We start from the raw sequence: 12,789 nt of genomic DNA, 5'->3' as shown, positions 1-12,789 counted from the left end.
CACCGCCTCCCGTCGTCCCAGTGGAGCGCCGATTCACTGCAGCGGCATCCGTCGTACGACGTCATTGGGCTGAGGTGGTCGGCTGGGCCGCTCTCGTGGTGTTCACGGTGCTGAGCATCGGCGGGCCGCTCGTCGGCGCTGGCACGTTTCTCCGGACCGAGGGGTTCACCTCATTCGCGCCGTGGTCCGCGACCGCGGAGGACACGACCCCCATCCTCCTGCTGACCGGCGACACGATCGATTCGGTTGCGCCGCAGACCATCCTGCTCAGCGAGCAGGCAGGTGCTGGTGACTTCGCCGAGTGGAACCAGTACGTCGCGGGTGGCACCGAACTCGGCGGTCTGCCGAATTCGGGTGCGTACTCGCCGCTCTCCCTGCCATGGTGGGTGCTTCCGCCGGAACTGGCCGCTGGATATGTGAAGCTCCTCGAGATCGTCGTGATCACGGTCGGCATGTCGCTCTTCCTCCGGCGACTGGGCATCGTACGCGTCGCGTGGCCGGTCGCGAGCCTCACCTTCGCGGCATCGGGATTCATGGTGGCTTGGACGAACTGGCCGCAGACGCGCGTGGCGGCGCTCATCCCGCTGCTCTTCTGGGCCCTCGATCGGGCGTCCGTGCGAACGCGACTCATCGATGCAGTGCCGGTCGCGCTGGCAGTGGCCGCCATTCTGCTCGGCGGATTCCCGGCCATCGCGGGCTACGGGCTGTACGCCGGTGCCGCGTACGTGCTGGTGCGGTCGATCGTCGTGCGTCGGCGCGTGCTCGCCGTCGTCGGGTCCGGAGCCGTCTCGGCGATCGGGGTAGTGCTGGGCGTCGCCCTCGCTGGCTGGCAAATCGTCCCGTTCGCCGTCAACGCATCGTCGGTCATCGACTTCGACGTGCGCGCCCAGACGCCGGAAATGCATCTCGCCTGGTCCGCACTGGCATCTGCGCTCGTCCCCGACCTCAACGGCGGTCCGGATCCGGTCGGGGTCTGGGTGCCCGGACATCCTGTGGAGGTCTTCTCGTACTTGGGTGCGGTCGTGCTCGTGCTCGTCGCCGTCGCGATCCTCATTCCCACTCGGGCTCGTTCGCGCCACGGGGCGACCGTGTTCTTCACTGTCGCGTTCTTCGTCGCGATCGTGATGACGTACGTCGGCGATGGGTTCCTTGCACCCTTCATCGAACTGCCGGTGTTCTCCAGCAACCACATCGGGCGGATGCGAGCGATGGTCGGATTCTTCGCGGCGGTGCTCGCCGCGTTCGGCATTCACGCGGCCCTCGACCCCGCTCCGCTCCGATCCGTGCTCCGCGCATCGCGCGCCCACGCGCGGGTCGCGTGGGCGACCGTGGTGCGGTGCATCCTGGCCGGTGCCATTGCCGTCTGCGCGGTCACGCTCGTGCTGACCTCGCTCGGCCAGGTCCCTGCAGATCGCTACCTGCTCATGAGGCGGGAGGTGATGTTCGTCGCTGTGGGGGCGGGCATCGCCATCGTGCTCATCGCGTCGTCATGGATGTTCCGACTCTTCCCACGGTCGATCGTTACGGCGGTGATCCCGGTGCTCATCGTCGTTCCCGCTCTCGGTGTGACTTCCGTCTGGTGGCAATCGTCACGCGATTCGACCTTCTATGCGACCACCGCCACGCATGAGTTCCTCGCAGAGCATCTCGGCCAGGACCGCTACGCCACCGTGGAACAGGCGATGTTGCCGGGATCCAACACTGCGTACCGACTACGGTCCGTCGGCGGACACGCGTTCCACACCGCGGAGTGGCGGGACCTGCTTCGCGCTGTGGATCCGGATTCGTTCGCGACGCCCACGTATTCGACACTGCGGGCGGCGACGCTCGACGAATCGGCGGGTTCGCCCATCCTGGACCGGCTCGGGGTGCGCTTCCTCGTCGCAGACCCGGGCACCGTGGTCGGCACGGTCGAGTCGACCCCGGATTCCGCGACGACCATCGCGGCATCCGATGGGGTGCCGGTCTTCTCTGCGACAGGACGGGGACCGCTCCGCGGCATCAGCGTGGACCTCCACTCGCCGGCGGCCGGAAGCGGCGGAGTGACGATCAAGGCGGACGTCGTGGGCGGGGACGGGTCGGTCCTGGCGACGACCTCCACGTGGGTGCGGGCCTTCGCGGATGTGCGCAGCATCGCCATCGCCGGCGACGACATCCCCACGGAGGCACCGTGGTCGGTCCGGCTCACGCTCTCCGGCATCGACGCACCGGTCGAGCTGGCCGCGTCGGCAGACGGCGCGCTGGCGATCGGGATCACGCGTCCGGAGGACGACGACCTTCGGATCGTCCACACCGGGGATGCGACCGTGTACGAGCGGGCGAGCGCCCTCGAGCGCGTGCGCTGGGCGTCGGAGGAGCAGGTCATAGAGGATCCGGATGCCCAGGTCGACGCGCTGGCCGCGGGGTCGGTGCCCGCCGAGGCCGTCATCCTCGATTCCGCGGACGATGCGCGCGAGCCTGACGCCGGCTCGACCGCCGAGATCGACGCACACCAGATCGAGGAGGATACCTTCCGCTACGACGTGGAGGCCGAGGGAGCCGGCTGGCTCGTGATCGAGGATTCGTTCAGTCGACCCGGATGGACGGCGAGCATCGACGGTGTGAGCACCACGATCGCGTCGGCGGACCATGCGGCGGGTGCGGTGTTCGTCTCGTCCGGTACCCACAGCGTGGAGGTGCGGTATCGCACTCCCGGCCTCGTCACCGGGAGCTGGGCGACGATGTCGGCCGCGATCGTGCTGCTGGTGATCGCGGCGGCGGGAGTCATCCGGACCGTCCGCGCCCGTAGGGGGCGGCTCAGTGACTGAGCCGGCGTTCCGCGACGAACAGCCGCGTCCGGAGTCCGATCAGCAGCGCGAAGCGAAGCGGCCAGCGAAGTACGCCGTCGTACCGCTTGGCGAGGAAGCGCTCGGCACTGCGATGGTGCGCGCGGAGCATCGCGGCCGACTCGGTTGCCGTGGAACGGCCGCCGAGGTGGGTGACCGAAGCGGCGGGGTCGAACATGTTGCGATAGCCGACACGCCCGAGGCGGTACCCGAGGTCGACGTCCTCGAAGTACATGAAGTAGCCGGGGTCGAAGCCGCCGATCGCGTCGAAGGCGGAACGTCGTAGCAGCACGCAGGCCCCTGACAGCCAGCCGGCATCCCGGACCCGCGAGTAGTCCTCGCCGTTGTGGTACCTCGCGGTCCACGGGTTCCCAGCCCAGACGCGGGAGAACAATGCATGGCCGATGCCGGACCCGATAGACGGTACCGCGCGTGCAGACGGGTACACCGATCCGTCCTCGTTGAGGATCCGCGGACCTGCGCTGGCGATCGCGGGATCGCCGCCCGCGAGGCGAAGGAGCTCGTCGATCGCACCAGCGGAGATCATCACGTCGGGGTTGCTGACGAGCACCCACTTGATCGTCGTCGGGAGCAGTTCCACCGCCGCGTTGACGGCTCCGCCGTACCCGAGGTTGGCGTGCATGGGAACGTACGCCGCGCCGTACCGGGCTGCGATGGTGGCCGCGACGCCCTCCGAAGGCAGGTTGTCCGCGACGATCAGCACCGCCGGCTCGGACGAGCCCTTCCCAGCGCTCGCGAGAAATGCGTCGAGTTCGGTGTCGGATCGGTACGCGACGACGATGATCGCGAGCCTCGGCGTCGAGAGTGAGTCGCTGGCAGGCTCGTTCACGTCGTCGCGGGGACCTCGTCGCGAAGAGAACCGACCGCCGCGAACTGGATGACCCCCGCACCGTGCGGGTCCTCCTCGAAGTCTAGATGGGCGGCGGGATTCAGGAGCGCGATCGTGGTTCCGTCGAGGGTTGTCGCACCCGCACTGACGATGATGCGGTCGCGCCCGAAGTTTGTCCGGGGAAGCCGGAACTCGACGGCATACCTGCCTGGAGCGCTCGGCAGGTCGATCCCGAGTCCCTCCGTATTCAGTCGGTAGACCATCTGGCCGAGCACGCTCTCGAAGGTGAATCCGGTGATCCAGTCGACCGGCTCGTGCACCTCTGCATGGATGGTGACGACCAGGTCGGTCCCGTAGGCGACCTGGTCGTTGCCGATCGGTTCACCGGAGCCATCCGTCACCGAGACCTCGGAGATCGTCACGGCGCCCACGTACGCCGAGCCCGGCGACTCCTTGGCCGCTGCCGCCTCCTGTGCGGCGACGCGGTCGCGTTCGTACCCCTCGCGGAGCACGCGGATCCCCTCGCCGACGCTCCCGTCATGAACGATGCGCCCGCCGTCGAGCACGACCGTGCGGCTGCACACGTCGGCGACCTGGTCGGCGGAGTGGCTCACCAGCAGGATGGTCCGGCCCTCGCGCTGGAACTGCCGGATCTTCGCCATGCACTTCTGCTGGAACGGCTCGTCGCCTACCGCGAGGACCTCGTCCACGAGGAGCAGGTCGGGATCGGAGTGCACGGCGACGGCGAATGCGAGACGCACGTACATGCCCGACGAGTAGAACTTCACCTGTGAATCGATGAATTCGCCGATCCCGGAGAACTCGACGATGTCATCGAACACGGCGTCAGTCTCCTCGGTGGTCATCCCGAGGATGGAGGCGTTGAGGTATACGTTGTCGCGACCCGACAGGTCGGGATGGAAGCCGGCACCGAGTTCGAGGAGCGCCGCGACGCGTCCGCGCCGGAGCACCCGCCCGGACGTCGCGTCGATGATGCCGCCGATGACCTTCAGCAGCGTGCTCTTGCCCGAGCCGTTGTGGCCGATGAGGCCGACGGTCTCACCGAGTCCGAGGGTGATGCTGACATCGGAGAGCGCCCAGAAATCGGTCTTGGACTGGTTCCGGGTCCGGAAGTAGAGGATACGGTCCTTCAGGGACTTGTCCTTGTGGAGGACGAACCGTTTCGAGACGTGCTCGACCCGGGCGATGTGCTGTACCGTCGCCATGCTCAGAGCTCCTGCGCGAAATTACTCTGCAGACGGGAGAAGACCCGCTGGCCGATCCAGAGGAAGACGAAGCTCACCGCGAGCGCGATCAGCATCCGCAGCCAGAGGAAGTCGGGCCAGTACTGCGTGGGATCCTCGGATCCCGCGACCCACATTGCCTTCTGCATGCCAAGCACGGCGAGAGTGACCGGGTTCGCGAAATATAGCTCCTCGAGCCAGGTCCCGCCGATGGCGCCGTGAACGAACCCTGCGGAGTAGACGATTGGCGATGCCCAGAAGAGGATGAGCAGCAGGATCTCGACGAGGTGCTCCACGTCGCGGAGGAACACGTTGAGGGCCGACAGGACGAGCGCGATCCCGGTCGCGAGCACGACGATGATGGCGATCGACAACGGCACATAGAGCACGTCGACGTGGAACGGCGGACGGCCGAGCACGAAGGTCGCCGCGACGAGGATTGCGAACTGCACCAGGAAGTTGAAGAGGGCGCCGCCGACGCTCGCGAGCGGGAAGATCTCGCGCGGCAGGTAGACCTTCTTGATGAGACCGGCATTGCCGACGATCGACGTCGTGCCGGCATTGACGATCTCGCTGTAGAGGCCCCAGACGGTAAGTCCGGTGAACACGAAGACCGCGAAGTCGGGGATCGAGCGCGCCGCACCGAGGAACTGGCCGATAGCAACGTAGTAGATGATCAGCTGCGCCAGCGGGCGCATGAGCGACCATACGACACCGAGGCTGCTGTTCTTGTACTTCGCGCGCAGCTCCCGGCTGACGAGCCGGCCGAGGAGCTGACGGTACGCGAGGATCTCGCGGACTGCGGACCACGTGCTCCGACCACGACCGTTGACCCGACCGACCTCGCGCAGCGGTTCGTCGATCACGCGTTGCGTCACCGCTGACGTCGCGGCTGAACCCATGGACCTCTCCTCCCGAACACTGCATCCTATCCAGTCGCTCGGGGGTCATTCTGTGCAAGACCCGTACACTCGACGGGGAACGTGAACCGAGGGCGGTGGCGAAGCCACCTCGGTGTGGCCGCGCCGATGACGGATCAGACATCGAAAGGGACACATGCTTCGACGGTTGGGACGATTCGCACTGGACGCGCTGTCGCGAGCCGTCGACGCCATCGGCTCCCACAGCCACGAGGTCGAGCTGCTCGTGAGGCACGGCCCGCGCGGCTTGGCTCAGTACCGCCGGAGGGAACGCTCCGCGGCGATCAGCGGCAAGACCTTCCCGAACGGCATCAGCACCGCGCTCACGCTGGCCGCGGCGCTCAACTGGCACCTCCTGCACCGCAGGCCGATGGCGATCGTGCTCCTCAGTGAAACCGACGAAGCGGTCGCATCCTGGATGGCGGACGCCCACCGCACCCTGCACTGCCACTTCCTCGTGTCCGACGCCCAGCGAGAGCGATTGCCCGAGTCGGTGCAGAACATCGTCACGGCATTGCCAGCCATCCGCAATCGGGCCGAGACCGACCTGGGCGACGTGCGGTTGCACCTGCAGCGGTTCTGGCGACACAACGACGTGCTGTTCCTCGACCTCGAACAGCCGATCGTCTCGATCGAGGACATCATCCGCCTGCAGTTCGCGGCGAACGAGTACCACGCCGGCAACGAGGTCGGGTTCGCGGCGCCCGCTTTCGTCCGGGACGGCATCGTGACGGCGGGCTTCGACTACGACCGGGCGACCCGGACGTGGGAACCCGTCGAGCAGCCCGTCGTCGACTACCGCCAGAACGAGATCCCCCGATATTCGCTGACGGCGGGCGTGCACGGATTCTACGCGACGAGACGCGCCGTCGATCGTGTCGACCTCTCCCGCAACGACATCGCCGGGCTCTCCTTCGACGAGCAGATCGGTGCGTGGGTCCAGAACGGCTGGCGTGCCAACATCCGCACGCTCACGTTCGCGCAGGTGCGCTTCCCGATCCGGCAGCTGACGGTTCCGACGAAGACCCGTGCCCACGCGTCGTGGCTCGACGACCGGCGACTCGACTCCGGCGCGGGTCGGCGCATCGTCTTCGTCCTGAACGCGACATCGATCAGCGGCGGCATCCGCACGGTCTTCCAGCAATCGGCCGACCTGCGACGTCGAGGGTTCGACGTAGAGATCTGGTCGCTCGAAGGCCAGCCGACGTGGTTCGAGCTCGACGTCCGAGTGAGGCGGTTCCGCGGGTACGAGGACCTGCTCCTCGCCCTCCGCAGCGAGGATGCCATCAAGGTTGCGACCTGGTGGGAGACCGCCGAGGTCGTGTGGCTGGCCAGCGTGAACCACGGCCTCCCCGCGTACTACGTGCAGGAGTTCGAGACCTGGTTCTATCCCGATGAGCTCGGCGTCCGCGCCGTCGTGGCCGCGAGCTACCGGCGCGAGTTCGCGACGCTCACGATCGCCGGGTACCAGCAGGGCGAGCTCGCCGACGTGGGCGTGCACGCGACCGTGATCTCGAGCGGGTACGACGCCGAGGTGTTCAAGCCGCTCGAGGACGTCGAGCGCGACTCGGGAACCGTCTTGGCGCTCGGGCGGTCGTTCTTCCAGAAGAACTTCGAGCAGACACGGCGCGCGTGGCGGCTGCTCGGGAAGGACCGCCCCCAGCTGCTGCTCTTCGGGTCGGAGCCAGGCATCCTCGAGGACGACCGGACGGAGTATGTCGTCCGGCCGTCGGATGCCGCGGTCAACGTGCTCTACAACCGCGCGACCGTCTTCGTGCAGACGTCATTGCACGAGGGCTTCGGCCTCCCCCTGATCGAGGCGATGGCGGCCGGATGTCCCGTCATCACCACGGACTCGCACGGAAATCGCGACTTCTGCATTCCCGGTGAGAACTGCGTGCTGGTCGAGCAGCACGACGTCGAGGGCCTGGCGCGCGCGGTCCGTGAGCTCCTCGCGGACCCGGCGGAGCGTGATCGTCTCCGCGCCGCCGGGCTGAAGACCGCCGAGCGGTACGCCTGGGCGGTCGTGATGGAGCAGATCGCCGCGTACTACGACCGCTTGCGCTGAGCGAGGCGCCGCCGCGCGCCGCGCCAGGCCCGGCCGACCGGCCCGCGTGCGAGACGCGCTCGGATCCGTGCCGTCAGGCCGGGCGGGGGACCAGGCGTCGGTGCCGGGGCCGCCTCCGGTTCGGACGGGAGCCAGCGTACGGGCAGCACGTCGAACCGCTCGGTCAGCGCCTCGATGAGCGGTCGGGTGGTCGCCGGCCAGCGCCACGAGTCCTTGATCGCGGCCACGTTGCCGCGCAGTTCCGCCATGAGGGCGGGGTCGTCCACGAGGCGCAGGATCGCGGACTCCATCGCGTCGATGTCCTCGCACGGCACGACGAGGCCGAGCCGGTTCGCCCCGATGTAGTCTGCGAACCAGTCGCCCTCGGTGACGAGGCTCGGCAGCCCCGCCCAGAAGTGGTCGAGGATCCGGGTGCGGAACGCGAAACGCGTCTCGAGGGACTCGCGGTGCCCCGACAACGCGGCGTCCGCATCGAGGAGGTAGTCCGCACGTGACGCGGCCGGCACCCACTCGTCGAGGAAGACGACTTGCGTGCCCAGAACCCCGAGCTCCTCGGCCACGGCACGTGCGCGATCCACCGACTTCGGCCGGCCGATCGCGGCGTTCGGGTGCACGGTGCCGTAGAAGACGAGTTTGACCCGCGGCATCGACTCGGAGATCCGGGCGATCGCGCGGATGGCTGTCTCGGCATCGAACCAGTCCCAGATGCCGCCGGCCCAGACGATCACGAAGTCATCGTCCGTGATGCCGTGCGCGCCTCGGAGTCCGTGCCGGCGCTGGCGGGGCTCGTCGCGTTCGGCGCCGAACGGGGCGAGGCCGATCAGGCCGTCGATGTCACGGCCGCCGAGCGAACTCGGCGTCAGGCCGCCCGACGCCATGATGTAGCCCAGCCAGAAGTCACGCTGACGCTCGTTCGACGTCACGAAATAGCTGCCGGTACGGCTGACGAACCGGAAGTAGCGAAGCAGCTCGGCGAACTCGCGATCCATCTCGGGTTGCGTGTCGAACCCGCTGATGCGATCCGACCCGACGGTCTCGACGGGGAGCGCGTTGTACAGGTCGTAGACGAACCGGACGCCCCGCGGCAAAGCGACGCGCACCACGTTGGTGTCGATGAACTGGCAGAACACCGCGTCGGAGTCGAGCACGAGCTCCTCGAGTCCGGCGCGATCGGCGTACTGGACGACGCGCACCCGGGCGCCGTCGAAATCGACCGCTCCACTGCCCTCGACGCCGATCGCGAAGGTCACGTCGACGTGGTCCGCAAGTTCGCGGGCGATCGCGACGGACCGCAGACCCGGACCGGCCATGCGTGCGCCGACCACATCGGGCGCGACGACCAGGACGCGTCGTCGTGTTTCGGGTTGCCGATCGGGGCTGGGTACCATGGGTGGTCTGTTCTCTCCGGGTATTGGATGCTGCTTGCCGATGAATCGAAACCTTCCGGTCGCCATCGCGCGTCGAATCTACGCACGACTGCCCAACCGACTCCGTGGGCTCGCGCGGGCGTTCGGATCGAAGCCCCTCTATACTCTCAACACCAGAGGGCTGAGTGCGAACGAGGAAATGGTGCGGTGGACGCGGGCCCACCGGCGCCCGGTCAGCATCGTCATCCCGAGCTACAACGATCTCCCGCTCCTCACGGAGTGCCTCGCGAGCGTCGATACGACGTGCGAGGGGTTCGAACTCGAGGTCATCATCGTCGACGACTACTGCCAGCCCGAGAACTCGCGCCGGCTCAAGGAGCTCGAGACCGACCGCGTACGTGTCATCCTCAAGGAAGAACGACTCGGGTTCGCCGGCACCGTGAACATCGGCATGTCGGAGGCCCGGCACGACATCGTGCTGCTGAACAGCGACATCGTGGCGAAGCCGGGTTGGCTCGAGGCGTTGCAGTACAGCGCCTACGAGATCGACCCGAAGATCGGAATGGTGAGTCCGAAGCTCGTCTACCCTGATGGACGCATCCAGTACGCCGGCACCTACTGGGCCCGGGTCCTGGCGCCGCAGTGGTTCGGCCACCTCCACGTCGGCGCGCCCGCCACGAAGCCCGCGGCGAACGTCGCCGGATACAACCGCTCCATCTCTGGCGCGTGCGTGTACATCACGCGAGAGGCGTTCGGACGGGTCGGACTGCTCGACGGCTCGTATTGGCTCGGGTTCGAAGACGTCGACTACGGGCTCGCGGCCTGGGTGGAGGGCGTGCGCTGCTACTACCAGCCCGCCGCCATGCTCGTGCACCACGAGTCGGCCAGTCGCGGGTACAGCCAGGGCCGACGTGAGCTGGCGTCGATGCGCAAGTTCTGGCGACGCTGGCGGGATGAGTTCCTCACCAGGGAGGTCGACGCGACCCGCGTTGACTTTGTCATCGGAGGCGGCGCCCGCGCGCTCTGGGGCGACTACGTGGCCGCGCTGGCCGACGACCTCGAGGGGCAAGGGTTCGACGCGGTCGTGCACCGGGTCGACGGCGGTCACGTCGACGAGGCGCTCGTCGCCGCGCTCGCCGATCGCGGCGGGCTGGTCGTCGCGTGCGACTGGAGCGTGGCCGAGACGGTCTGGCTCGCGGCCGTCGACCGCGGCAAGGCGGTATACCTCCTGCCCACGGTCGAGAGCGGCGCGTTCCCGAATGACCCGGCGCGCCAGGCCGCGATCGTGTCGCGGTACAGGCCGGAGTTCGAGTACCTCGCGCCCGATCGGTGGACCCGCGGGCAGCTCCAGGCCGAGGCGGCCTGGGAGACCCACGCCCGGATCGCGCCGGCGCTGACGCCCCAAGAAGCTGACGGCGGTCTCGCCGAGCGCGACCTCGTCGTGACGATCGGGGCGGATGCCGCGGCCCGTGCGGTCGTCGAACGCGTGGTGGGAACGGCGGGCGCACGTGTCCAGCATCGTGAGGAGGTTCCGGCGACGCTCGCGGCGCTCGAGGAACTCCGTCAGGCATCCCCACGAGCCATCGTCTCGTTCGCAGAGGCGGACAACAGCCTCGTCCCGCTCGCACTCATGTCGATGGGCGCCGCCTACCTCTCGCATCCCAACCCGCGCACGATGTACGAGGTGCTCGATGGCTACAACGCCCTGCTCTTCGCCGACATCGACGCGCTCGCGCGCTCGCTCACCGACGTGCTCGATGACGACGCGGTCCACGCCGAACTCGCAGAGAACGGGTTCGAGTCGGCTCGTCGAATCGCGTCGGCGGCCCCGCGCGAAGCCGCTCGCGCACTCCGTTCCGCCGCCGAGACCAACGTCTGACCGGAGGACCATTCACTGATGCACAGCAACGAACAGTGCCCCACGGCATCCGTGGCCACGACGACGCGTCGGAACCGGAGGATCCTCGTGATCACCGGCGACCCGGTCGGCGAGAGGATGGCCGGACCGGCGATCAGGGCATGGCACATCGCGGCGGAGCTCGCAGCGGAGCACGACGTCCGTCTTGTCAGCACGAACGGCGTCACGGTTCGCGACGCGCCGTTCGAGGTCGCCGAGGTGAGCCATCACGTCCCCTCCACGATGAACCGACACGAGGAGTGGGCGGACATCATCGTGCTGCAGGGCCATGCGCTCGCGTTGTTCCCGGTGCTGGAGCGCAGCCAGAAGGTGCTCGTCGTCGACATCTACGACCCGATCCACCTCGAGCAGCTCGAGCAGGGGCGCGGTCTCACGATCGAGCACTGGACCTCCCAGGTGTTCGACGCGACGATGGCGCTGAACCACCAGCTCGCACTCGGTGACTTCTTCCTCTGCGCCAGCGAGCGGCAGCGCCTGTTCTGGCTCGGCCAGCTCGCCGCCGTGGGCAGGGTGAACCCGCTCACCTATCTCCAGGATGCCGACCTCGCACGCCTTCTCACCGTGGCGCCGTTCGGGATCCCCGCGGCCGAGCCCGAGCACACGCGCAATGCCGTGAAGGGCGTGATCCCCGGAATCGGCGTCGACGACAAGCTCGTGATCTGGGCGGGCGGCATCTACAACTGGTTCGATCCCGAGACGCTGATCCGTTCGATCGCGGCAGTGGCGAAACGGCACGACGACGTCCGGTTGCTCTTCATGGGCGTTGCGCATCCGAATCCGGATGTCCCCGAGATGGATGTCGTGGGCCGGTCCCTGGCGCTGGCGGCCGAGCTCGGCGTGCTTGGCACGCACGTCTTCTTCAACGAACAATGGGTCGAGTACGCCGACCGCCAGAACTACCTGCTCGAGGCGGACGCCGGCGTGTCGACGCACTTCCAGCACATCGAGACCACGTTCTCGTTCCGCACTAGGATCCTCGACTACCTCTGGGCGGGGCTCCCGATCGTGACCACCGACGGCGACGCGTTCGCCGAACTCGTGGCTGCAAAGGGGCTCGGCGGCGTCGTGCCCGATTCCGATGTCGAGGCGCTCGCGGCGGCGCTCGAATCGGTCCTGTACGACGACGCGGTGCACGCCGCGGCGGCGGCGAATGTGACCCGTGCCCGTGAGGCCTTCCGCTGGGAGCGCACGCTCGCCGGGTTGACGGAGTTCTGCCGTAATGCCGGGCATGCGGCCGACCGTTCGGGCACGGGGCGAGCGGTGGGGGCGTCCCTTATCATGCGTCGCCAGGCTCCGGCGGGATGGCGTCGCGACCTCGAGCGAGTGGTGCATCACCTCCGGGTCGGTGGACCTCGGGCGGCGGCGGCGAAGACTTGGCAGCGGCTCGAGCGCAAGGTCGGGGTCCGGCGAAGCAACAGCTGACGCCGCGGGGAGCGTCTCGTGTCAGGGGATCGGCGACTCGGTCGGGAACTGCGCGAGGCTGTTGCGCCCCGTGTAAGCAGCGCATCCCTCGACCTTCGCACTCTGATTCGTGGTGGTCTCGCGGTAATCCTTGAGGCATACGTACCCCCGTCCGGGCACGTGGGGACTCGTTGAT

At 68.0% G+C, this 12,789-nt stretch carries 8 protein-coding genes; 4 read left to right on the top strand and 4 right to left on the bottom strand.

The window, feature by feature from the left end:
• The first annotated feature begins 20 nt into the window (after nucleotides 1-20).
• The gene (locus IEX31_RS03260) at nucleotides 21-2,807 is read left to right on the top strand and encodes a hypothetical protein (RefSeq protein WP_188742003.1); all 2,787 of its coding nucleotides are present in this window, start codon (nucleotides 21-23) and stop codon (nucleotides 2,805-2,807) included.
• Here the strand turns inward: IEX31_RS03260 and IEX31_RS03255 are convergent.
• The 3 genes from IEX31_RS03255 to IEX31_RS03245 are packed head-to-tail and all read right to left on the bottom strand — an operon-like array spanning nucleotide 2,797 to nucleotide 5,821.
• Nucleotides 2,797-3,675 (bottom strand): glycosyltransferase family 2 protein, encoded by an 879-nt coding sequence (locus tag IEX31_RS03255; RefSeq protein ID WP_188742002.1) that lies wholly within the window; start codon nucleotides 3,673-3,675, stop codon nucleotides 2,797-2,799. The genes IEX31_RS03260 and IEX31_RS03255 overlap by 11 nt on opposite strands.
• Nucleotides 3,672-4,901, bottom strand: a complete 1,230-nt coding sequence (locus IEX31_RS03250) for an ABC transporter ATP-binding protein (RefSeq protein ID WP_188742001.1) — start codon at nucleotides 4,899-4,901, stop codon at nucleotides 3,672-3,674. Before IEX31_RS03250 ends, IEX31_RS03255 begins: the two co-directional genes overlap by 4 nt.
• Nucleotides 4,902-4,903: 2 nt before the next feature.
• Nucleotides 4,904-5,821 (bottom strand): ABC transporter permease, encoded by a 918-nt coding sequence (locus IEX31_RS03245; RefSeq protein WP_188742000.1) that lies wholly within the window; start codon nucleotides 5,819-5,821, stop codon nucleotides 4,904-4,906.
• Between the two features lie 166 nt (nucleotides 5,822-5,987).
• Between IEX31_RS03245 and IEX31_RS03240 the strand changes: the two genes are divergently transcribed.
• The gene (locus IEX31_RS03240) at nucleotides 5,988-7,907 is read left to right on the top strand and encodes a glycosyltransferase family 4 protein (protein WP_188741999.1); all 1,920 of its coding nucleotides are present in this window, start codon (nucleotides 5,988-5,990) and stop codon (nucleotides 7,905-7,907) included.
• On the opposite strand, the gene IEX31_RS03235 is transcribed toward IEX31_RS03240, so the two are convergent.
• Nucleotides 7,889-9,217 carry a glycosyltransferase gene (locus IEX31_RS03235; protein ID WP_188741998.1) on the bottom strand — a complete coding sequence of 443 codons (1,329 nt, stop codon included), beginning with the start codon at nucleotides 9,215-9,217 and terminating at the stop codon, nucleotides 7,889-7,891. The genes IEX31_RS03240 and IEX31_RS03235 overlap by 19 nt on opposite strands.
• Before the next feature lie 118 nt (nucleotides 9,218-9,335).
• On the opposite strand from IEX31_RS03235, the gene IEX31_RS03230 reads away from it, so the two are divergent.
• Together IEX31_RS03230 and IEX31_RS03225 are read left to right on the top strand one after the other, a co-directional pair.
• Nucleotides 9,336-11,153, top strand: coding sequence for a glycosyltransferase family 2 protein (locus tag IEX31_RS03230; RefSeq protein ID WP_188741997.1), 1,818 nt, complete (start codon nucleotides 9,336-9,338; stop codon nucleotides 11,151-11,153).
• Between the two features lie 18 nt (nucleotides 11,154-11,171).
• Complete coding sequence (locus IEX31_RS03225; protein ID WP_188741996.1) at nucleotides 11,172-12,614, top strand: glycosyltransferase family 4 protein; 1,443 nt, start codon at nucleotides 11,172-11,174, stop codon at nucleotides 12,612-12,614.
• The last annotated feature ends 175 nt before the right edge of the window (nucleotides 12,615-12,789 follow it).

This window comes from Agromyces bauzanensis (assembly GCF_014645655.1).
Lineage (GTDB): Bacteria > Actinomycetota > Actinomycetes > Actinomycetales > Microbacteriaceae > Agromyces > Agromyces bauzanensis.
This window is presented reverse-complemented; position numbering and strand designations above follow the sequence as displayed.